The organism is Spongiactinospora sp. TRM90649 (assembly GCF_029382225.1).
GTDB lineage: Bacteria > Actinomycetota > Actinomycetes > Streptosporangiales > Streptosporangiaceae > Spongiactinospora.
On the sequence record NZ_JARLTC010000031.1, the window covers coordinates 111,408 to 132,927 of the forward strand.

A 21,520-nucleotide genomic window follows, 5' to 3' on the forward strand; every position below is an offset into this window, starting at 1 on the left:
TCCGAGGCGCCCGAGGCGGAGGATCCGAACGCCACCCGCGTGTTCCGGATTCCCGCGCCTGGGGGCCCGATTCCTCGCCCCGTGCCGGTCGAGGACGCGGCGGTCCCAGGTGGGAACGATCCCAGGGAGGGCGCTGACGAGGAACGGCGGCCCCGGAAGAGCCCGCCGCGTAAGGCCGCGCCGAGGAAGACGGCCACCACTGGTCGTACTCCGGCGGGTGCCGGGCAGCAGGGCGCACGCCGTACCCGTGCCACTGGCGGCGAAGGTGAGCCGGCCCGGTCCGCGCGTGGCACCCGCCAGGCCGTACGGACCAGGCGGACCGCGCCGGACGACGAGGACCCCGGCTCGGCGGCGCAGGACTCGCCCCCGAGCGAGGCGAATCCCGCCGCAGTGGCACCGGTCGCGTCCCAGAATGCCGAGCCCGGAAAGGCCCATCCGGCACCACGGAAGCCGCGTCGTGCCGCCGTGGCGATGCGCGTCTCTGTCGGCGACGGCGTGGGTGTGGCATCGATCCCGATCCCGGTAGCCGAGGATGCCGCGCCGCAGCCGTCCGGCGAGAGCCCGTCCGAAACGGGGGAATCTCGCGAACCCGCAGCGCCCGCGCGGCGGGCCAGGACGGCAAAGCGACCCGAGGCCGCCAAGGCCGCCGACACGGCCGAAAGCCCCGCGCGGACTCGCCGAGCGAGCGGACGCCGTACCGGCGAAACCGCCATGGCGTCGCCGGACGCCGACGCGCCCGCGAAGCCCGCTCGGCCCCGTCGGAACGGGCGAGCCGTGGCTGCTGCCGGCGGCCCCGATGAGGGACGGCCTGCGGCTGCCTCGGGAGAATCCGATGCGGTCGCACTCGATCAGAGCGGTCAGGCCGGGGAGACCGTGGTGCGCGGGGATTCTGCCGCTGGCCGTCCGGGCTCGGGTGCCGGGGAGAAGGGGCCTGCTCGGGCGCGTAGGGGCGCTGGGGGCGATGGCGATGACGAGGGGGGCTCGTCAGGGGGCGTTGTGGACGTTGCCGGGGGGCCTGTGCAAGGGCGTCGGCGGAGCGGGGGGAGTGCGGCGCGTGGGCGGGCGTCCGGGACGGCGGGCCGCCCCCGGACGTCCCCGGAGGCCGAGCAGGGCTCGGAGAGCGTGGCCCCGGTGGGCGACGCCGACCAGGCCGACCGTGGGGGAGCCCCGGAGGGCGCCGGGCGTGGTGACGCCTCAGCGGGGGCCCGCGACGGCGGCCAGGGCCACGATCATGACCGTGATTCAGGCGATTCGGGTGAAGGGGATCACGCCGGAGACGCCGGGCATGGGGGTGGGCGGGTCAGTGGTGGCTCAGGGAGTGCTGCAGGGTCCGGCCGGGGGCGTCCTCGACGTAACGCAGGGCTTTCTCAACGCTGACCTCCGACCCTTCCTCGAAAGTGGTGATGTGCACGTCGTCGGCCAGGGCCCGCATGATCTGCAGGCCCCGGCCGTTCTCTGAGATGCCGTTCGCGGGGCTGCGGTCGACGGTGTTCGGATCGAAGCCGGTGCCGTGGTCCACGATCTTGATGACGCAGTGGTCCTCGTCCAGGGCGGCGCTTACGGTGTACTCCTCGCTGGGGGCCGCGTGCCGGATCACGTTGGAGCACGCCTCCGAAAGGATGATCCGGATGTCGTCGCGAATCGGCGGTACGACCCCGAGGGTCCGCAGGGCCGCGTCCACCAGTTGCCTGATGAAAGGGACGCTCGACGCGTCCCTCGGTAGGCGGAGTGCGATCCTCGCTTCCATGTATTCGAACTGCCCGCACCCCCTCGGGTAAACCTCGCGGCTCCCACACGTCCCGGCAGGGCTCAGTCGCTCAGCAGGTCCATCGCCACCTCCAGAGCGGCCGCCCTGCGCTCTTCGTCGTCTAGGTCGCCCAGCGGCAGCATCAGCGCGGCGTGCAGCGCGAACAGCGCGAGCGAGCGCTTGAGGCGGGTGGCCGGGGTGTCGTCCGCGGCGTAGAGCAAGGCGACCACTTCGAGCATCGCCTCGCGGTGCGTGTGCATGGTGGGGTGGTCGCGCATCGCCGTCTGGTTGCGCTCGAAGAAGCGGGTGATGTCGGCATGGCGGGTGTCGTGCAGGTGGTCGGAGTAGCGGCGGATGATCTCCTGCCGGGTCTCCGCCGTGAGCGGCTGCGTCCGCGCCCAGTCCAGCAGCTCGCTCAGCCGCGTGAGGCGGCTCTCCGCGAGGCTGGAGACGATCTCGTCCTTCGACTTGAAGTGATAGTAGAGGGCGGCCTTGGTCACGCCGAGCTTCTCGGCGATCTCGCGGAGCGACGTCGCCTCGTAGCCCTTCTCGTTGAAGAGCGTCAGCGCGACATGCTGGATTCTGGTGCGGGTGTCGGCACTATCCCTCATAACGCGGTCTTTACCTCCTAATTAACTTGACGGCCGGTAAGTACGCAGCCTAATGTCCTGGATTGTACCCGATGCTAGCCGGTCGGCAAGTAAGCAAGATCGCGACGGATAAGGGGGCGTTCGTTGAAGGCAACCCAGCAGACGGACGTTGTGCCAGGACGGCGCCGCGAGGTGATGGTCGTTCTGCCTGGACTGATGCTGGCCATCGTGCTGGCGATGCTCGACAACATGGTCGTCGGCACGGCCATGCCACGCATCGTGGGCGAGCTGGGCGGGCTCGACCACTTATCGTGGGTGGTCACCGCCTATGTGCTCGGCGCGACCGTCTCCACCCCGATCTGGGGGAAGGTCGGCGACCTGTACGGCCGGAAATCGGTCTTCATGGCGTCGATCGTGCTGTTCATGGTCGGCTCCGCGCTGTGCGGCATGGCGGGCGCGCCGATCTTCGGCGGCGCCGGAGGCGGCATGGCGCAGCTCATCGCCTTCCGCGCGCTGCAGGGCCTGGGCGCGGGCGGGCTGATGGTCAACGCGATGGCCATCATCGGCGACCTCGTCCCGCCCCGTGAGCGCGGGCAGTACCAGGGCGTCATCGCGGGCGTGATGTCGCTGGCCATGATCGGCGGGCCCCTGGTCGGCGGGTTCATCACCGACCATGCCAACTGGCGCTGGGCCTTCTACGTCAACCTGCCGCTCGGCGGGCTCGCGCTGATCGTGCTGGCCCTGCGGCTGAAACTGCCGAAGCGCCGCACCGAGCACCGCATCGACTGGCTGGGGGCGATCCTGCTGTCGATCGGCATCACCGCGCTGGTCCTGATCACCACCTGGGGCGGCAGCCAGTACGAGTGGGCCTCCCCGCAGATCATCGGCCTGGCCTTGCTCGCGGTGGTCTCGCTGGTGGCCTTCGTCCCGGTGGAGCGGCGCGCCGCCGAGCCGATCATGCCGCTCGGCCTGTTCAGGATCCGCAACTTCTCGCTGATCTCGGCCGTCGGCTTCCTGCTCGGGTTCGCGATGTTCGGCGCCATCACCTTCCTGCCGCTCTACCAGCAGACCGTGCAGGGGGCCTCGGCCACCAACTCCGGGCTGCTCCTGCTGCCCATGATGGCCGCCGCCATGGTGGTGTCGCTCATCATCGGTCGGGCCATCACCAAGAACGGCAAGTACAAGATCTACCCTGTCCTCGGCGGCGTGGTGATGACGGCGGGCATGGCACTGCTGTCCACACAGGGCGTGGACACCCCGACCTGGCGGACGGGCCTGTACATCGCCGTCCTCGGCACCGGCATGGGCTTCCTGATGCAGACCACGATGCTGATCGCGCAGAACAGCGTCGAGCAGCGGGATCTGGGCGTCGCCAGCAGCGCCGCCACCTTCTTCCGGTCGATCGGCGGATCGTTCGGCGTCTCGCTGTTCGGCGCCGTCTTCAGCAACCAGCTCGTGGCCGGCCTGACCGACCGTCTCGGCCCCTCCGCCGAGCGGCTGGCCGCGCAGGGCGGCCAGATCACGCCGTCCGCCCTGGCCGGGCTCCCGGCGCCGGTACGGCTCGGCTTCCTCGAATCGCTCGCCGCCGCCATCTCCAGCGTGTTCTGGTGGGCCATCCTGTTCGCGGTGCTGGTCCCGGTGCTGGCGGTCTTCATCAAGGAGGTCCCGCTGCGCGGCGCCGCCGAGCCCGTCGACGCGGAACCGGCGATGAGCTGACGGCGGGCGAACGCCGAGCCGACTCGCGGGTGGCCTCCCGGACCGGCTCTCCCTCCCGTTACGCCCCACGGTTCAGGGGCAGCACCCGAATGAGGGGAAGAACATCATGGGAGGTCGCCGTGACCGAGAACGTACCCGAGCCCGACCCGCGTTCGCCCGCGGAGGACGAGGGCATCCCGGATCTCGAAGGCGGCTACCCGGAGGCCCGCTGGGCGGTGGATCCGCAGGAGTTCGCGCTGCCGGGCGAACGGCCGCAGGCCGTTGACGACTTCGGCACCACGCGTGAGGAACAGGTGCGCGGCGAGTCGCTCGACGGACGCCTGAGACGTGAGGTGCCCGAACCGGAACCCGTCTTCGGGCGACCGCCCGGCGGCTTGGAACCGGAGGGCGGCACCGTGGAGGAACGCGAGATGGAGGCCGACGACATCGCGCCTCCCGACGACCTGCCGCCGGACGCGAACCCCGACGCGGAGCCGCCGCCCGACCCCGACTGGGACGACCCCGTCGTACGCCCGCCGGGGATGACCGACGACGGCCTCAGCGAGACCGGCGGGCTCGGCGTCGGGTCGGACCTGGACACCAACTACGAACCCGGCCCCGACGTGGATCCCGGCTGGCCCGCCCACCCGGAGGAGCCGTCGGGGGTGGAGGAAGCGCCGCGCCCGGCGGGCAGGCTCGTGGAGCCCGACGAGGGAGTGCGCGCCGACACCGAGGCCGAAGAGATCGCCAGGGAGGTCGGACCGGACTCCGGCGGCTTCTCCGCCGAGGAGGCCGCCATGCACATCGAGGAAGAATAGGCGCCCGGCGGCAGCCCGAGCAGCAGGCCGGGGTTGAGCTCGCCCTTGGCCCGGTGGTAACCGGTGAACAGGGTGAGCGCGGTGGCCGAGTCGTCCCCGAAGAACGCCGCCGCCCCGGCGACCTGGGTGGCGTAGGCGACGGCGGAGGCGTTGCGCTGATTGGTGGCGTCGCGCCGACAGTGCTCGGCCCTGGCGGCGGCGTGCGCGAGGTCGCCCTGCACGGCGGCGATCCAGCCGCACACCCACAGCGCCTTGGTGCGCGCCGTGCTCGGCTGGACGGCCCTGACCAGGTCGGCGCAGGCGTCGGCCAGATGCTCGCACAGCGACTCGACGATCGGGCGCGCGGACTGGTCCTTGGCGCGGACGGTGCCCGCCACCAGCGACGGCAGCAGCGCGGGATCGGTGAGCGGGGAGAGGTCGGTCAGCCAGACGCCGTGCGGGAAGCGGTCGCGCGTCCGGTCGGCGACACGCAGGGCGAGCCGCGACTTGCCCACCCCGCCCACCCCGCCCACGCCGGTCAGCGTGACCAGCCGGGACTCGGCGAGGTGCCGCTCGACGTCGGCGAGCTGGGCACGGCGCCCAACGAAGGCGCCGACCTTCTCGGGAAGCTCTCCCCCCAGTGGGCGAGGAGGAATGGGACACGGATCCCCCGGGGAAAGGGAACGGGATTCGGCACCTCGAATCCCAACCCCATCCGCTACGCAGTGAAACGGCTCGCGTCGGTTCGGTGATGGGCTTTACCGTGGACGCGGGTGGAATGCCACAGCGGACGGGCCTTCCGCCGGTGATACGGTCCGGGCTGAAGGAGGGGCGGTGAGCGGACGCGACGACGAGCGGCGAAGGGCACTGCTCGACGCGGCCGACAGGGTGATCCGCAGGGAGGGGCCGGAGGTCTCCATGGCCGTCATCGCGGCCGAGGCGGGCATCACCAAGCCGATCCTCTACCGGCACTTCGGCGACAAGAGCGGGCTCTACCAGGCGCTCGCCGACCGGCACGTGCGCGCTGTCGTCTCGCGGCTGCGCCAGGAGTTCGCCGCGCAGGGCGTGCCGGCGGGCGAGCGGGCGCGGCGCACGATCTACGCCTACCTCGACATGATCTCCGCCGACCACGAGCTGTACCGGTTCCTGTTCTACCGCGCGGGCGCGGAGGACACCCGCACCCGCTCGCGCATGGTCGCCGTGGTGCGCGGGCTGGGCGAGGAGCTGGGCCACCTCCTGGCCCACGAGGGCCTCGCCGCCGACCCGGTCCGCGCCCAGGTCCTCGGCCACGCACTCGTCGGGATGGTCCAGGCGACCGGCGACTGGTGGCTCGACCACCCCCAGGCCGATCGCGTCGAGGTGGTGGACGGCCTCGCCTCGGCCGCCGTCGCGGTGATCTCCTCCGCCACGGCCACCTGACGCCGGGCCGCCCGGTCCTCCGCTCCGGTCATGCAGGTCAGGCCGGGTCAGGCGGCGCTGGTGGTGTAACCCGTCGCGTCGCCTCTGATCACCCGGCTGCCGCGGCCGTCCACGCCGACCGGCACGTCGCCCGCGACCGTCACCCGGTGCAGGCGGCGGGGACGCTCGCCGAAGTCGTGCACCACCCGGTGCTGGGTGGCGCGGTTGTCCCAGATCGCCACGTCGCCGGGGGACCACCGCCAGCGGACGGTGTTCTCCACCTGGGTGACCTGCTCCTGCAGCAGCTTGATGATCGCGGTGGAGGTGTGGCCCGACAGGCCGACCAGGCGCTTGGCGAAGTCGCCGAGCAGGATGGCCCGCTCGCCGGTCTCGGGGTGCACGCGCACGACCGGGTGCTCGGTCTCGAAGACGGTGGAGGAGAAGACCTCGGCGTACCTGCGGGTGCGCTCGGGGTCGTCGGAGGTGGTCACGCGGACGTAGTCGTACTCGTTGGTGTGCACGGCGCGCAGGCGGTCGGCGAGGTCGCGCAGCTCGGCGGGCAGATGCCGGTAGGCGGCCACGGTGTTGGCCCAGAGGGTGTCGCCGCCGACGGGCGGTACCTCGACGGCCCGCAGGACGGACGCCAGCGGCGGCCGGTCCACGAACGTGACGTCGGTGTGCCAGCGGTCCACCTTGTGGCCGCCCCGGTAGTCCAGGTCGAGTATGTGAGCGTTGCCGTCGAGGGAGGGGACCGTGGGGTGGGCCGTGGTCGGTTCGCCGAGCAACCGGGCGAAGGCCACTTGTCCCTCCTCGTCCAGGTGGTCCTGGCCGTGGAAGAAGATCACCTTGTGGCGCAGCAGCGCCACCCGTATCTCTTGCACGAGCGCCTCCGGCAGGTTCCCCGAGAGGCGGACGCCCGAGATCTCCGCACCGATCCGCCCGTTTGACGGAGAGGCGGGCTGCAGTCGTTCCTGCGAGCGTTGCTGTCCGCGTGGTCATGGGAGCAAGGTAGGCGCGCCCTCACGGATTGTCAATTAAGTTAGTAGGGAATTAGGGTAATGCCTTCGTGGCCCATGCGGACACGGGCCGCGCCGGGGATCGGCGCGGCCCGCGAGACGGTGGGACGGAACGGGTCAGGTCGTCCCGGTCAGGTCGAGGTCTCTGACCCGGGGGTCGTCCCGGTCGGCCGTGTAATGATCGGGACTGGTGGCGTCGGGACGGTCGCTCAGCCCGGCCCAGCGGCAGATCAACGTGCCGCCCACGGTCACCAGCAGGTTGACGGCGAGCGCCAGCAGCCCGGCGTACACCGTCGTGGCGGTGTCGAAGCCCAGGTTGGACAGGCTGAACGCCGAGCCGCCGAAGTGCGCCCTGCCCGAGACGGCGTTGGGGATCGTGTAGAGCATCCACACCCCCGCCGCCATCCCGGCCGCCCAGCCGGCGAGCAGCGCCCGGCTGTCCGGCCAGCGCGAGTACAGGCCGATCGCCACGGCCGGCAGCGTCTGCAGGATCACCACGCCCCCGATGAGCTGCAGGTCGATGGCGAACTGCAGATCCAGCAGCAGGATGCACAGCACCGCGCCTACCTTGACCGCCAGCGAGACGAGCTTGGAGACCTGGGCCTCCTGGGCGTCGGTGGCGCCGGGGCGCAGGTACTCGCGGTAGATGTTGCGGGTGAACAGGTTGGCCGCGGCGATCGACATGATCGCCGCCGGGACCAGCGCGCCGATGCCCACGGCGGCGTAGGCGACCCCGGTGAACCAGTCGGGGAACATCGCGTCGAAGAGCTGCGGGACGATGGTGTTGGCGTCGCCGCCGACCGCCTTCACGTTCGCCGCGATCGCCATGTAGCCGAGCAGCGCGATCAGGCCGAGCAGCAGGCTGTAGGCGGGCAGCGCGGACATGTTCCGCTTGATCACGTTGCGGTCGCGGGAGGCGAGCACCCCCGTGACGCTGTGCGGATAGAGGAACAGCGCCAGCGCCGAGCCGAGCGCCAGCGTGACGTACTGGAGCTGGTTGCCCGCGTTGAGCGTGATGCCGTCACCGCGCGCCGGGGTGGCCGCGAACTTCGCCGCCGCGCTGTCGAAGATCGCCCCCCAGCCGCCGAGCCGGGTCGGGATGTAGATGACCGCCACCAGGATGACCACGTAGATGAGGATGTCCTTGACGAACGCGATCAGCGCGGGCGCGCGCAGCCCCGACCGGTAGGTGTAGGCGGCGAGGATGGCGAACGCGATGATGATCGGCAGGTGCCCGCCCACGCCCATCGACTTGAGCACCGCCTCGATCCCGACGAGCTGCAGCGCGATGTACGGCATGGTCGCCACGATGCCGGTCAGCGCCACCACCAGGGCGAGCGTCGGCGAGCCGAACCTGGCCCGCACGAAGTCGGCCGGGGTGACGAACCCGTGCACGTGGGAGACCGACCACAGCCGGATCAGCACCAGGAACACCAACGGATAGACGATGACCGTGTAGGGCACCGCGAAGAACCCCATCGCGCCCGCCCCGAACACCAGGGCCGGGACGGCGACGAAGGTGTAGGCGGTATAGAGGTCGCCGCCGACGAGGAACCAGGTGATCCACGACCCGAAGTTCCGCCCGCCGAGTCCCCATTCGTTCAGGCTCGCCAGGTCGGAGGGCCGCCGCCAGCGGGCGGCCACGAATCCCATGCCGCTCACCAGCAGGAACAGGACGCCGAAGACGACGATCTCGGTGATGTGCCCGTTCATCGACCGCTCCCGCCGCGCGTGGACCGGTAGACGATCGTCGTCGTGGTGACGCCGAGGGCGATGAACGTGAGCTGCAGCCAGTAGAACAGCGGGAACCCGAGCAGGCGGGGCTCGACCGCGTTGTAGAGGAAGGGCAGCAGCGGGATGGCGACGGGGAGCAGGAGCAGGAGCAGGTGCCACGGACGGGCGTCACGTCTGGCCGGGGGAAGCCCGGCACGCCGATCGGGGTTCGGGGGGGTCAACTCGATCTCCTTACCGACGGAGCCGGAGACTGGGCTGACCGGAGCGTAGGTTAACAGCGCTTGTAAAGCCGCCCCTATTCGGCGAGTGGTCTCGTTCGCGCGGTGAACGGCGTGCCGGGGCGCCGCCCGTCCCCGCGCGCGGCCCGCCCAGGGGATCCCGGAGGCCGCCGCCTCACCCGGCGACCTCCGGGACCGGTCTCCCGCGAGATCAACCCGGTCCGGCGGGGGTCGCGGGCGACATCGCTACATTCGCCCGCCGAACGCGGACGGATTCCCCCGATCCCGGAAATTCAGCACGGCATCCGCCGCTGGTCGTCCGGGCCACGGACAGGCGGTCCCGGGCGTTCGTTTCTTCGGCGGATTCTTTGTCGAGTCCTTTGCCGGGCGGGTAGCGGGCGTGGGGCGGACGCGTTGCATGATCGCCGCGCCGCCCGGTACCCTGTACCGCATGCGATCCCATCCATCCAAGCTTTGGTGGCGCCGCTCATAGGCGGCGTGGGTTTCGCATTCGCGAGTGAGGACGGCCGCCCCGAGTTGGCGGCCTTCTGCATGTCCGCCCCCGGGGCATCTTTCTCGGCCCGATCCTTACCGTGGAACCGGGTCTGGAGCAGCGAAGGGGCGCAACTGTGGAAGTGAGCCGATATACCACCGGCGGCGGCGTCGGTGTGGAGGTCTCGACGGCCGACGTGCCGGAGACCGTGTTCGAGGAGATCGTCACCGCGCTGGGCGAGCGGCGCGGCGGCGTGCTCTCGTCGGGCATGGAGTACCCCGGCCGTTACAGCCGCTGGCACCTGGCCTACGTCGATCCCTGCCTGGAGATCGTGGCCAGGGGCCGGAGGATCTCGGCGCGCGCGCTCAACGAGCGCGGCAGGGTCGTGCTGCCCGCCGTCGCCACCTGCCTGCTCGCGGCGGGCAAGCCGACCGGCGAGCCGTCCGCCGAGCACGTCGAGGTGCACGTTGCCGAGTCCGCGGACCTGCTCCCCGAAGAGATGCGCAGCCGCCGCCCGACCGTGTTCACCGCGATCCGCGAGGTCATCTCCGCGTTCCGCGGCCCGGACGGTCACCTGGGCCTGTACGGCTCCTTCGGCTACGACCTGGCCTTCCAGTTCGAGCCCATCCGGCAGGCCCTCACCCGCCCGGCCGACCAGCGCGACCTGGTGCTGCACCTGCCGGACCGGATCACGGTCATCGACCGCAAGCGGGAGACCAGCAAGGAGTTCCGCTACGAGTTCACCGTGGACGGCGTCTCGACGCACGGGCTGCCCAGGGAAGGGGAGAGCGTCCCGCTGCCCGCCGTGCCCGCCCAGGTGCCCGGGAACCCCGAGCAGGGCAAGTACGCCGAGGTGGTCGCCGCCGCCAAGGAGCGGTTCGTCCGGGGCGACCTGTTCGAGGTGGTCCCCGGCCAGGTCTTCCACGCCCCCTGCGCCGACCCGGCCGAGTTCTTCCGCGTGCTGCGCCACAGCAACCCCGCGCCCTACGAGTTCCTGTTCAACCTCGGCGACGGCGAGCACCTGGTCGGCGCCTCGCCCGAGATGTTCGTCCGCGTCAGCGGCGACCGCGTCGAGACCTGCCCCATCTCCGGCACGATCGCCAGGGGCAGCAACCCGGTCGAGGACGCCGAGGCCATCCGGACCCTCCTCTCCAGCGTCAAGGAGGAGTCCGAGCTGACCATGTGCACCGACGTGGACCGCAACGACAAGTCGCGGGTCTGCGTGCCGGGCACCGTCCAGGTCATCGGCCGCCGCCAGATCGAGATGTACTCGCGCCTCATCCACACCGTGGACCACATCGAGGGACGGCTGCGCCCCGAGTTCGACGCGCTGGACGCCTTCCTCACCCACATGTGGGCGGTCACCGTCACCGGCGCCCCGAAGACCTGGGCGATGCAGTTCATCGAGGACCACGAGGCGACCACCCGGCGGTGGTACGGCGGCGCCGTCGGCGTCCTGGGCTTCGACGGGTCGATGAACACCGGCCTGACCCTGCGCACGGCGCAGATCAGGGGCGGCGTCGCGGCGGTGCGCGCCGGGGCGACGCTGCTGTTCGACTCCGACCCGGCCGCCGAGGAGCGCGAGACCGAGCTGAAGGCCAGCGCCCTGCTCGGCGCGCTCGCCTCCGTCGGCGCCCCCCAGGCCGAGGCCGAGGCGCCCCCCGTGGTGGAGCGGCCGGGCGAGGGCATGCGCGTGCTGCTCGTCGACTACGAGGACTCCTTCGTCAACACCCTGGCCGACTACTTCCGCCAGCAGGGCGCCGACGTGGTCACCCTGCGGCACGGTTTCCGCGAGTCGATGCTGGACGAGGTCGCTCCAGACCTGGTGGTGTTGTCGCCGGGGCCCGGCTGGCCGTCCGACTTCGGCTGCGCGGCGCTGGTCGAACGGCTCTACGCGCTGGGGCTGCCGGTCTTCGGCGTCTGCCTCGGCCTGCAGGCGATGGTCGAGCACGCGGGCGGCGAGCTGTCCCTGCTGGCCACCCCCGAGCACGGCAAGCGCGGCCAGGTCATGCGCACCGGCGAGAGCCGTCTGCTGGACGGCCTGCCCGGCGAGTTCACCGCCGCCCGCTACCACTCGCTGCACACCACGCGCGAGGGCGTCAAGGGCTTCACGGCGACCGCGCACACGCCCGACGGCGCGGTGATGGCCATCGAGGACACCGCCAACCGGCGCTTCGCCGTGCAGTTCCACCCGGAGTCGATCCTCACCACCGAGGGCGGCGCGGGGGCGCGGGTCATCGCCAACGTGCTCCGGCTGGCCCGCCGCTGAAGCCGCACCGGGGGCCCGATCGCGCGTCCGCGCGCGCCGGGCGGGCCCCCGGCACTAGGCTCCTGCGCGTCAGCCGTCCCCGGTGGCGCCGCAAGCCTGGAGTTCGCCCATGCCTCCTGCCGACGACCTGCCCGCCGGGCTCCCGCTGCCGGACCCGGTGCGGGAGGCGCTGCTCGCGCCGCTGGTCGACCACCACTGCCACGGGGTGCGCCGCGACGACCTCGGCCGGGCCGCCTTCGAACTGATGATCACCGAGTCGGCCTGGCCCGCGCCGCCCGGGACCACCCACTTCGACACCCCGATCGGCGCGGCGATCCGCCGCTGGTGCGCGCCGGTCCTCGACCTCGACCCGCACGCCCCCGCCGCCGTCTACGTGTCTCGCCGCGCCGAACTCGGCGCCGTTGAGGTGAACCGGCGGCTGCTGCGCAGGGCCGGGGTCGTCGCGTTCCTGGTGGACACCGGCCTGAACACCCCGGAGTTGCTGTCGGCGGCCGAGCTGGGCCGTCTGGGCGGCGCCGCGGCCGACGAGATCGTCCGGCTGGAGCGGGTCGAGCAGGAGGTCGCCGGATCGGCCACCGCGGCGGTCGACTACGTCGACTCGCTCGCCGCCGCGCTCGCCGCCCGCGCGGCCCGTGCCGTCGGCCTGAAGACCGTGGTCGCCTACCGGCACGGGCTGGACTTCGACCCGGCCAGGCCGAGCAGGGGCGCGGTCCTGGCCGCGGCGGGCCGCCGCCTCACAGAGCCGGGGGAGCGCCTGTCGGACCCGGTCCTGCTGCGGCACCTGCTGTGGAACGGCATGGACGTGGCCAGGGACCGCTCGCTGCCCGTGCAGTTCCACTGCGGCTACGGCGACCCCGACCTCGACCTGCACCGGGCCGACCCGGCGCGGATGACCGGGTTCATCAGGGCCGTGCAGCCGAGCGGCGTGCCGGTCGTGCTGCTGCACTGCTATCCGTTCCACCGGCAGGCCGCCTACCTGGCCAGTGTCTACCCGCACGTCTACGTTGACCTGGGGCTGGCGCTCACCCACACCGCCGCCGGGTCGGCCGCCGTGGTCGAGGAGATGCTGGAACTGGTCCCGTTCCACAAACAGCTGTTCAGCAGCGACTGCTACGGCGTGGCCGAGACGTGCCACCTGGGGGCGCTGTACTTCCGGCGCGGCCTCGCCCGCGCGCTGGCCGCGCGCATCGCCGAGGGGGAGTGGACCGCCGCCGACGCCGCCCGGGTGGCGCACATGATCGGCGCGGGCAACGCCCGCCGCGTGTACAGGCTGTGACTTCAGGCTGTGACTTGAGCTTGTGACCCGACCCCGTGACCGGAGCCTGTGACCGGAGCCTGTGACCGGAGCCTGTGACCGGAAACCGTCGGAGGCGGGGGATAGGCTTGCCGCGCTCCATGCCCCGGAAGAAAGGTCCCGTTTCGGTGACAGACGAAAGCCGTCCGAGTTTCCGCGACGACGTGACGGTCGAACTGGTCAAGCACAGCGCCTCCGACGCCGACGTGCTGTTCGCCGCCCGTGTCTCCACCCGTGGCGAGCAGTCGCTCGACGAACTGGGCAAAGACCCCGAGCGTTCCAAGGGCCTGCTCAACTACCTGATGCGCGACCGGCACGGGAGCCCGTTCGAGCACAACTCCATGACCTTCTTCGTGAGCGCGCCGATCTTCGTGTTCCGCGAGTTCCACCGGCACCGGGTGTGGTCCTACAACGAGGAGAGCGGCCGGTACCGCGAGCTACGCCCGATCTTCTATGTGCCGGGCAGGTCGCGCAAGCTGGTGCAGGAGGGCAAGCCGGGGCGCTACGTCTTCAACGACGGCACCGACGAGCAGCACAAACTGGTCACCGAGGTCATGGAGTCGTCGTACCGTCACTCCTACGCCGCCTACCAGGAGATGCTGGAGGCCGGCATCGCCCGTGAGGTGGCCAGGGCGGTGCTGCCGGTCGGCCTGTTCTCCACCATGTACGCCACCTGCAACGCCCGCGCGCTGATGCACTTCCTGTCGCTGCGCACCAAGAGCGACGACGCCAAGGTGCCCTCGTTCCCGCAGCGCGAGATCGAGATGGTGGCGGAGAAGATGGAGGCGCTGTGGGCGGAGCTGATGCCGCTCACCCACGCCGCGTTCGTCGCCAACGGCCGCGTCGCGCCCTGATGCGGGGCCGCCCCGGCGGCGCTCACCAGCCGAGCGCGGGGAGTATGAAGATCTCCGCGCCCGGCGGCAGGTCGCATTCCAGGCCGCCGAGACGGCGGGTGCTCTCGCCGCACACCAGCAGCTTGATGTGCCGCCGGATGCGGCCGTAGTCGTCGCGCAGGCGCTCTTCGAGCACCGGGTGGGTGCGGCGCAGCGTGTCCAGCGCGCAGCGCAGGGTGGGGCACGGATGCCCCGCCTCGGCCACCGCGAACACGCGCACCTCGCCCGCCCCGCTCACCCAGTGGCGCAGCATGGACGGCAGGACGAAGGTCACCAGGGTGACGGCTCTGGCCATCGTCACAGCACCGCGGCGCGCACGGTGAGCACGTCGGGCAGGTGCGCCGCCACCCGTGACCACGTCTCGCCGTCATCGTGCGAGGCGTGGACCTCGCCGCCGCGCGTGCCGAAGAAGATCCCCGCGTCGGTCGCGCACATGGCGTCGCGCAGCACGGAGTCGTGCACCGGGCCCTCCGGCAGGCCCTCGCCGAAGGCGGTCCACGAGCCGCCGCCGTCGTCGGAGCGGAAGACCCGGTAGCGGTGCTCGACCGGCACCCGGTTCATGTCCGACTCCAGCGGCAGGACGTACACCGTGTCCGGACGGCGGGGGTGCACCGCGATCGAGAACCCGAAGTCGGAGGGCAGGGCGTCGCCGATGGAGGTCCAGGTCGCGCCGAAGTCGTCGCTGCGGTAGACGCCGAAGTGGTGCTGCAGGAAGAGCGTGTCGGGCCGGTCGGGGTGCGCCGCCACCTTGTGCACGCACTGGCCGAACTCCGGGTACTGGGCGCCCTCGGGCAGGAACGGCGCGCGGATGCCCTGGTTGGCGGCGGCCCAGGCGGCCCCGCCGTCGGTGCTGCGGTAGAAGCCGGCGGCCGACACCGCGATCGCGATCTTCTCGGGGTCGGTGGCGTGCGGCAGCACGGTGTGCAGGCACAGGCCGCCCCCGCCGGGCTGCCACTGGGGCCGATGCGGGTGATCCCACAGGCCCTGCACCAGCTCGTAGGTGCGCCCGCCGTCCTCGCTGCGGAACAGCGCCCCGGGCTCGGCCCCCGCCCACACCACGCCGGGCTCGCTGGGCGAGGGCTGGAGCTGCCAGACGCGGGTGAGGGTGGCGCCGGAGTCGGCGGGGAAGGCCACCGGCGGCCGGTCGGCCTCCTGCCAGGTCTCGCCGAGGTCGTCGGACCACATCACGGAGGGGCCGAAGTGCCCGTACTCGACCGCGGCGAGCAGCCGGGGCGTGGGGCCCCGGGTGTCCACCGCGACGGCGTGGACGCCGATCGTCGAGAAGCGGACGGGGTCGACCTCGAACGGCCCTCCTCCGGTGGAACGCGCGAGGAACAGCCCCTTGCGGGTGCCGATCGCCAGGAGTGCGTCGCCCATGGCTCAGTCTCCTTTTTCCGGGTCGGGCGCCATCGTGTCACGCCAGATGGCGGACTCGCCGAAGACTGTGTGATTTGCCTGCCGAATCGCCCTGATGTTCTGAAGATGCCACGCTCCCTCACGTCGGTAACGCCATTACCAGGCAGGTAATCGTGCTGATTCCCTCCCAGCCGTTAACGTGGGGTCATGGACGTCGCGGCCACGCAGGGTGAGGAGACCGTCGGAGACCTGCTGCGCGAGTGGCGCCGACGGCGCCGGGTGAGCCAGCTCGACCTTGCGATCGAGGCCGGGGTGTCCGCGCGGCACGTCAGCTTCCTGGAGACCGGCCGGGCGCGGCCCAGCCGGGAGATGGTCATGCGCCTGTCCGACCACCTGGGCGTGCCGCTGCGGCACCGCAACCGGCTGCTGGTGGCCGCCGGGCACGCGCCGGTCTACCGCGAGCGGCCGATCGCCGCGCCGGAGATGGGCGCGGTCCGCGGGGCGCTCGACAAGATCCTCGCCGGGCACGAGCCGTATCCGGCCCTGGTCGTGGACCGCGCCTGGGACCTGGTCGCCGCCAACCGGGGCGCCGGGCTCTTCCTCGACGGGCTGCCCGCCGACCTGCTCAAGGAGCCGGTCAACGTGCTGCGGCTCACCCTCCACCCCGACGGCCTGGCCCGCGACCTGGCCAACCTGAGCGAGGTCAGGTCGCATCTGCTCGGCCACCTGCGGGCGCAGGCGGAGTCGTCGGGCGAGCCGCGCCTGGCCGACCTGCACGACGAACTGGCCGCCTACCGTTACCCCGGTGCCGAGCCCGGCCCCGCGCGCCCCTACGCCACCGGCGACGTCCTGCTGCCGCTGCGCCTGCGGCGCGGCGGCGCGGTGCTGTCGATGTTCACCACGATCGCCGTCTTCGGCACGCCGCTCGACGTGACCGTCTCCGAGCTGGCCATCGAGCTGTTCTGGCCGAACGACGAGGCCACCGCCGCCCTGCTGCGCGGGTGACGGCGCCCCCGGCCGCGGCTCACTGCTCACCGGGGGCGGCGTCGCGGTGGATGCGCGCCGCCGGCACGCCGTCCAGGCGCAGCCGCCGCACCGTCTCGGTGACCATGCCGGGCGGGCCGCACACGTAGGCGTCGTGGTCGCGCCAGGAGTGGAAGCGTTCGATCGCCTCGGGCAGGGTGCCGCGCAAGCCGTCGTAGCCCGGGTCGGCCGAGACCACGGGCAGCACCCGCAGCCAGGGGAACCCGGACCGCATGCGCAGCAGGTCCGGCAGGTCGTAGAGCTCGGCGCGGCTGCGCGCGCCGTACAGCAGGTGGATGTTGAGGCGGCGGCCGGACGTGATCAGCGACTCCACGATCGCCTTGATCGGCGCCAGGCCGGTGCCGCCCGCGACGGCGAGCACGTCTCGGTCGGATCCGTCCGCGGGCGTCATGGCCCCCAGCGCGGGCCCCAGCATCACCGAGTCGCCGATGCGCGTCTGGTGCGTCAGCGCGGTGGAGACCCAGCCGCCGGAGACGGCCCGCACGTGCAGCCGCACCGTGTTGTCCTCGCGCGGCGCGTTGGCGATTGAGAAGGTCCGCCAGACGCGTGGCCACCGCGTGGTCTGCACGGAGACGTACTGCCCCGGCGCGTACGGCAGGCGCCGCGCCGGCCGCAGCGTGAGCACAGCGATGTCGCCGGTGCGCAGCTCGTGGTCGATCACCTCGGCCGGCCACCAGGCGGGGGAGACCTCCGCGTCGGCCTCGGCCGCCCTGATCATGATGTCGGCGGCCGTGGCGTAGGCCGCCGTCCACGCCTTCTCCATCTCGCCGGACCATACCGGCGCGGCGAACCATCTGGCCGTCGCGAGCAGGGCGGCGCCCACGGCGGCGTAATGGTCGGCGAGGACGCCGTACTTGCGGTGGTCGCGGCCGAGCTGCCCGAGGTAGGACGCCAGGCCGTCGGGGCTGTCCAGGCTCCACACGATGCGGGTCAGCGCCGCGAAGAGGCGCTCGCGCTGGACGTCCATGGCCGGGGGGAACATCGTCCGCAGCCGCGGGCTTTCGGCGAACAACCGGCCGTAGAAGTACGCCGCGGCCTTCGCGCCCGCGGGTTCGATGAGAGCGAAACTCTCCTTGATCAGAATCGGATTGAGTGACATTTCTCGAAACCCCACCCCTAATCGATCGGAAAGGAATTCCGATCGTCGGTGACCCACCTCCGTGACGGGCTCCGGGTGCCGAACGCCCGCGGCCCCGGTCCCGGCGGGCGCTCGGCCTTCGAGTTTCGCACCCGTACGGGGGCGGCACAACCGATTCACCGCAATGTCCGGCTTAAGCATCCTCATCGGTGCGGACGTCACATTTTCAGCCGTCCATTGGAATTTCCGGCGAGTGGGATCAAGAAATGAGAGGAATTCTCGTGTCTTATTCGTGTGGAATATTCGCGTTCACCGGCCCGGCGTCACATGACGTCGAACTCGTTCCCCTCCGGATCGGCCAGCGTCACCAGGTGCGCGCCGCGGTCGCGGACGGTGGCCAGCACCGTCGCCCCCAGCTCCACCAGGCGGGCGACCTCGGCGTCGCGCCGGTCGCCGCCCACGTGCAGGTCGAGGTGCAGGCGGTTCTTGACCGTCTTGGCCTCCGGGACGGCCTGGAAGAGCAGGCGCCTGCCAAGGCCGGTGCCCGTCTGCTCGTCGACCGGGTCGCCGGGGTGCCGGACGGCCGCCAGCGCGCGCCAGGCCAGGCGTTCGCCCACGCGGGTCACCGCCTCCTCGCCCACGGCGCCCATGGCCATCAGGCGCTCGATGTGGGCCCCGTTGTCCTCCTCTACGTAGCCGAGGGCGGCGGCCCAGAACGCGGTCTGGCGGTGGGGGTCGGTGCAGTCGATCACGAGCTTCCAGTCAACGGTCATGTAACCAGTTATATCGGTTACGGGGCGAGAGCGGCAACCGGCCCCCCTCTTCCCGCTGCTCAGTGCGCTGGAGGGTGGATCTTGGGGGTGGGGCGGTGTGTGACGGGAGGGGATGAAGTGACTGGACTGATACCCGAGATGCGTAACATGACCGAAAAATCATGCGGAATGATGGGATAGTCGCTGGAATGGAGTAGCTGGCCGCCTACGCGGCACGGCCTCGCGCATTCCCCTGGAGATCGTATGTCCCGACCGTTGATCGGTGTCACCGCCTACCTCGAAGCCGCCCGGTGGGGCGCCTGGGTGCGTGAGGCGGTGGTGTCACCTCCCTCCTACGCGAAGGCGGTGACGAGGGCCGGCGGCGCACCCGTGATAATTCCACCGCTGCGCCCCGACGTGGTCGACGACTACGTGCGCGGTCTGTCCGGCCTGGTGCTGGCCGGGGGAGTGGAGATCGACCCCACCCTGTACGGCGAGCAGCCCGATGACCGCGTCGAGGACCCCCAGCCGCACCGCGACCGCTTCGAGCTGGCCTTGGCCCGCGCCGCCGTGGAGGCCGACGTGCCGATCCTGGCGATCGCGCGCGGCATGCACGTCCTCAACATCGCCCAGGGCGGCAGCCTCATCGGCTGGCTGCCCGAGGCCGTCGGCCACGAGCGGCACCATGAGACCCAGACGCCGCACACCATCCAGGTGAGCGTCTCCAGCAAGCTCGGCAAGGCCCTCGGCGACTCGGTCGAGGTCGCCGCGCCGCACCGGCAGGCCGTCCGGCGGCTGGGCAGCGGGCTGATCGCCGTCGCCTGGGCCGACGACCAGATCGTCGAGGGCGTCGAACTGCAGGGCCACCGCTTCGGCGTGGGCGTGCAGTGGCACCCCGAGCGCGGCGACGACAACCGGCTCTTCGACGCCCTGGTGGACGCCGCCCGGCCCTGATCGCGGGACGCGGGGCGCGGCTTGGACTATCGTGCGATCGTGGGCGGCTACGAGGGATACGAACGCCTGAAGATCGACTGGGCGGCCGACGGGGTGCTGCGGATCGTGATCAGCGAACCGCGCCGGCGCAACGCCGTGGACATGACCGGCCACCGCGAGCTGGCGGCGATCTGGCGCGACGCCGACGCCGACGACTCCGTGCGGGCCGTGCTGATCAGGGGAGAGGGCGAGACCTTCTCGGCGGGCGGTGACCTGTCGATGATCGAGGAGATGACCCGCGACCACGAGGTCCGGATGCGGATCCTGGGCGAGGCCCGCGACATCGTCTACAACGTGATCAACTGCTCCAAGCCGATCGTCTCCGCCGTCCAGGGACCGGCCGTCGGCGCGGGCCTGGCCGTCGCGCTGCTGGCCGACGTGTCGGTCGCCGGGCGCACCGCCCGCATCATCGACGGCCACACGCGCCTCGGCGTGGCCGCCGGAGACCACGCGGCGATCGTGTGGCCGCTGCTGTGCGGGCTGGCCAAGGCGAAGTACCACCTGCTGCTCTGCGAGCCGCTCAGCGGCGCGGAGGCCGAGCGGATCGGCCTGGTGAGCCTGTGCGTGGACGACGACGCGGTGCACGATCGCGCGCTGGAGATCGCGGTTCGCCTCGCCCGGGGCTCGGCCGAGGCGATCCGCCTGACGAAGTACGCGCTGAACAACTGGCTCCGCCAGGCGGGCCCGGCCTTCGACGCCTCACTCGCCCTGGAGTTCCTCGGCTTCACCGGGCCCGACGTCGTCGAGGGCGTGCGGGCGGTGCGCGAACGGCGCGACCCGGAATTCCCCGCCCGCTAGGGGCCCCGCTAGGGGCGCGGCCGGGGGCGCCGGGCGGTGTAGACGAACGCGGGCGGCAGGTTGCCCCACACCGTGCGGCCCGCCACGACCTCCTCGAACGCGATCTGCAGCAGGCGGCGGAACCGCCGCGCCGTCGACAGGGGCAGGGCGTGGACGTAGGCGAACGTGGTGAACGCCGCCGTCGGCGACATCGAGGTCAGCACCGCGCGCAGCAGCCGCCGCTGGTGGTCCTGGGAGAACGCGGCCCAGGGCAGGCCGCTGACGACCGCGTCGGCGGAGCCGAGGCCGCGCTCGCGCAGCAGGTCGGGCAGCGTCTCGGCGTCGGCGGTCACGACGTCGACACCGGGGAAGCGCGATTCGAGCAGCCGCGCCATCGGTTCGTTGATCTCCACCGCCAGGTGGTGGCCGCGCCCGCCGAGGCGCTCCTGGATCGCCTCGGTGAACGGGCCGGTACCCGGCCCCAGCTCGACCACCACGGGATCTCCGGTCTCCGGCACCGGCGCGGTGACACTGCGCGCGAGCGCTCGGGAGCTGGGGGCCACCGCTCCGACGAGGGAGGGGGATCGCATGAACTGCGAGAGGAAGAGCGAGGCGTCGCTGGGCATGCCATGAGGCTAGCGACTTTCCGGGACTGATCGGGTCGCCGCGCGGCACCGGGTCTCCGTCTCCGGCCGCGACCGCCCCGGATCCGCGTGTTCGGCACGGCGGGCGGCGGGCCACGCACGCGCGTCGCGAGACCGAACAGTAGGGTCGGCAGCGTGAGCGTGAAATCGGCCGAGGACCGCATCTGGACGGTCCCCAACGCCCTGAGCCTGGCACGCCTGCTCGGCGTGCCGGTCTTCCTGTGGCTGGTGCTCGGCCCCAAGGCCGACGCCTGGGCCATCGGCCTGCTCGCCCTCGCCGGGTTCTCCGACTGGCTCGACGGCAAGCTGGCCAGGGCGTGGAACCAGACCAGCAGGCTCGGCCGGCTGCTCGACCCGCTCGCCGACCGTCTCTACATCCTGGCCACGCTGTTCGGCCTGGCCATGCGGGAGATCATCCCGTGGTGGCTGGCGCTGGCCATCCCGTTGCGCGACCTGCTGCTGCTCGCGATCGTGCCGCCGATCCTGCACCGCCTGGGGTACGGGCCCGCGCTGCCCGTGCATTTCCTGGGCAAGGCGGCGACGGCGAACCTGCTCTACGCCTTCCCGCTGCTCTTCCTGGCCTCCCACACCGGCTGGTACTCCGAGCCCGCCGCGGTGCTCGGCTGGGCGCTCGCGATCTGGGGAACAGGTCTGTACTGGTGGGCAGGGGCGTTGTATGTGGTACAGGTGCGCCAGCTCGTAAAAGGAGCAAAGACACCACAAAAGGGGTGA

Annotated in this window: 20 protein-coding genes; 10 read left to right on the forward strand and 10 right to left on the reverse strand. The window is 71.7% G+C overall.

Annotated elements, in window-relative coordinates:
• Positions 1 to 1,300 precede the first annotated feature (1,300 nt).
• Positions 1,301 to 1,747 carry an ATP-binding protein gene (locus P3X83_RS31420; protein ID WP_277308917.1) on the reverse strand — a complete coding sequence of 149 codons (447 nt, stop codon included), beginning with the start codon at positions 1,745 to 1,747 and terminating at the stop codon, positions 1,301 to 1,303.
• Between the two features lie 62 nt (positions 1,748 to 1,809).
• On the reverse strand, positions 1,810 to 2,358 hold the full coding sequence (locus P3X83_RS31425; protein ID WP_277308918.1) for a helix-turn-helix domain containing protein: 549 nt from the start codon (positions 2,356 to 2,358) through the stop codon (positions 1,810 to 1,812).
• Positions 2,359 to 2,508: 150 nt separating this feature from the next.
• Between P3X83_RS31425 and P3X83_RS31430 the strand changes: the two genes are divergently transcribed.
• From P3X83_RS31430 to P3X83_RS31440, 3 genes are all read left to right on the forward strand, one after another.
• A complete protein-coding gene (locus tag P3X83_RS31430; RefSeq protein WP_277308959.1) occupies positions 2,509 to 4,053 on the forward strand; it encodes an MDR family MFS transporter in 1,545 nt (514 codons plus the stop codon).
• A gap of 119 nt (positions 4,054 to 4,172) precedes the next feature.
• Positions 4,173 to 4,850, forward strand: a complete 678-nt coding sequence (locus P3X83_RS31435) for a DUF5709 domain-containing protein (RefSeq protein WP_277308919.1) — start codon at positions 4,173 to 4,175, stop codon at positions 4,848 to 4,850.
• 813 nt (positions 4,851 to 5,663) lie between these two features.
• Positions 5,664 to 6,248: a TetR/AcrR family transcriptional regulator gene (locus P3X83_RS31440; RefSeq protein WP_277308920.1), complete on the forward strand. Its 585-nt coding sequence runs from the start codon at positions 5,664 to 5,666 to the stop codon at positions 6,246 to 6,248.
• A 47-nt stretch (positions 6,249 to 6,295) separates the two neighbouring features.
• Here P3X83_RS31440 and P3X83_RS31445 read toward each other — a convergent pair whose 3' ends face one another.
• From P3X83_RS31445 to P3X83_RS31455, 3 genes are all read right to left on the reverse strand, one after another.
• Entirely contained in the window at positions 6,296 to 7,192 is an 897-nt protein-coding gene (locus tag P3X83_RS31445; RefSeq protein ID WP_277308960.1) for a TauD/TfdA family dioxygenase, read from the reverse strand.
• 168 nt (positions 7,193 to 7,360) lie between these two features.
• A complete protein-coding gene (locus P3X83_RS31450) occupies positions 7,361 to 8,956 on the reverse strand; it encodes a sodium:solute symporter (RefSeq protein WP_277308921.1) in 1,596 nt (531 codons plus the stop codon).
• Entirely contained in the window at positions 8,953 to 9,198 is a 246-nt protein-coding gene (locus P3X83_RS31455) for a DUF3311 domain-containing protein (RefSeq protein WP_277308922.1), read from the reverse strand. Before P3X83_RS31455 ends, P3X83_RS31450 begins: the two co-directional genes overlap by 4 nt.
• A 626-nt stretch (positions 9,199 to 9,824) precedes the next feature.
• Between P3X83_RS31455 and P3X83_RS31460 the strand changes: the two genes are divergently transcribed.
• From P3X83_RS31460 to thyX, 3 genes are all read left to right on the forward strand, one after another.
• A complete protein-coding gene (locus tag P3X83_RS31460; protein ID WP_277308923.1) occupies positions 9,825 to 11,957 on the forward strand; it encodes an anthranilate synthase component I in 2,133 nt (710 codons plus the stop codon).
• Positions 11,958 to 12,066: 109 nt separating this feature from the next.
• The gene (locus P3X83_RS31465) at positions 12,067 to 13,233 is read left to right on the forward strand and encodes an amidohydrolase family protein (protein ID WP_277308924.1); all 1,167 of its coding nucleotides are present in this window, start codon (positions 12,067 to 12,069) and stop codon (positions 13,231 to 13,233) included.
• Between the two features lie 146 nt (positions 13,234 to 13,379).
• Positions 13,380 to 14,105, forward strand: a complete 726-nt coding sequence (gene thyX, locus P3X83_RS31470) for an FAD-dependent thymidylate synthase (protein ID WP_277308925.1) — start codon at positions 13,380 to 13,382, stop codon at positions 14,103 to 14,105.
• Between the two features lie 22 nt (positions 14,106 to 14,127).
• Here the strand turns inward: thyX and P3X83_RS31475 are convergent, their stop codons facing one another.
• Together P3X83_RS31475 and P3X83_RS31480 are read right to left on the reverse strand one after the other, a co-directional pair.
• Positions 14,128 to 14,439, reverse strand: coding sequence for a hypothetical protein (locus P3X83_RS31475; protein WP_277308926.1), 312 nt, complete (start codon positions 14,437 to 14,439; stop codon positions 14,128 to 14,130).
• Positions 14,440 to 14,441: 2 nt separating this feature from the next.
• A complete protein-coding gene (locus P3X83_RS31480; RefSeq protein WP_277308927.1) occupies positions 14,442 to 15,521 on the reverse strand; it encodes an exo-alpha-sialidase in 1,080 nt (359 codons plus the stop codon).
• A gap of 186 nt (positions 15,522 to 15,707) precedes the next feature.
• Between P3X83_RS31480 and P3X83_RS31485 the strand changes: the two genes are divergently transcribed.
• Positions 15,708 to 16,505 (forward strand): helix-turn-helix transcriptional regulator, encoded by a 798-nt coding sequence (locus tag P3X83_RS31485; RefSeq protein WP_277308928.1) that lies wholly within the window; start codon positions 15,708 to 15,710, stop codon positions 16,503 to 16,505.
• A gap of 19 nt (positions 16,506 to 16,524) precedes the next feature.
• Here P3X83_RS31485 and P3X83_RS31490 read toward each other — a convergent pair whose 3' ends face one another.
• Together P3X83_RS31490 and P3X83_RS31495 are read right to left on the reverse strand one after the other, a co-directional pair.
• Positions 16,525 to 17,643 (reverse strand): globin domain-containing protein, encoded by a 1,119-nt coding sequence (locus tag P3X83_RS31490; protein ID WP_277308929.1) that lies wholly within the window; start codon positions 17,641 to 17,643, stop codon positions 16,525 to 16,527.
• A 302-nt stretch (positions 17,644 to 17,945) separates the two neighbouring features.
• Positions 17,946 to 18,395 (reverse strand): VOC family protein, encoded by a 450-nt coding sequence (locus tag P3X83_RS31495; protein WP_277308930.1) that lies wholly within the window; start codon positions 18,393 to 18,395, stop codon positions 17,946 to 17,948.
• Between the two features lie 243 nt (positions 18,396 to 18,638).
• Here P3X83_RS31495 and P3X83_RS31500 point away from each other — a divergent pair, with 243 nt between their 5' ends.
• Positions 18,639 to 19,328 carry a gamma-glutamyl-gamma-aminobutyrate hydrolase family protein gene (locus P3X83_RS31500; protein WP_277308931.1) on the forward strand — a complete coding sequence of 230 codons (690 nt, stop codon included), beginning with the start codon at positions 18,639 to 18,641 and terminating at the stop codon, positions 19,326 to 19,328.
• 39 nt (positions 19,329 to 19,367) lie between these two features.
• Positions 19,368 to 20,165 carry an enoyl-CoA hydratase/isomerase family protein gene (locus P3X83_RS31505; RefSeq protein WP_277308932.1) on the forward strand — a complete coding sequence of 266 codons (798 nt, stop codon included), beginning with the start codon at positions 19,368 to 19,370 and terminating at the stop codon, positions 20,163 to 20,165.
• Positions 20,166 to 20,173: 8 nt separating this feature from the next.
• Here P3X83_RS31505 and P3X83_RS31510 read toward each other — a convergent pair whose 3' ends face one another.
• Complete coding sequence (locus P3X83_RS31510; RefSeq protein WP_277308933.1) at positions 20,174 to 20,770, reverse strand: methyltransferase domain-containing protein; 597 nt, start codon at positions 20,768 to 20,770, stop codon at positions 20,174 to 20,176.
• 153 nt (positions 20,771 to 20,923) lie between these two features.
• On the opposite strand from P3X83_RS31510, the gene P3X83_RS31515 reads away from it, so the two are divergent.
• Positions 20,924 to 21,520: a CDP-alcohol phosphatidyltransferase family protein gene (locus tag P3X83_RS31515; RefSeq protein WP_277308934.1), complete on the forward strand. Its 597-nt coding sequence runs from the start codon at positions 20,924 to 20,926 to the stop codon at positions 21,518 to 21,520.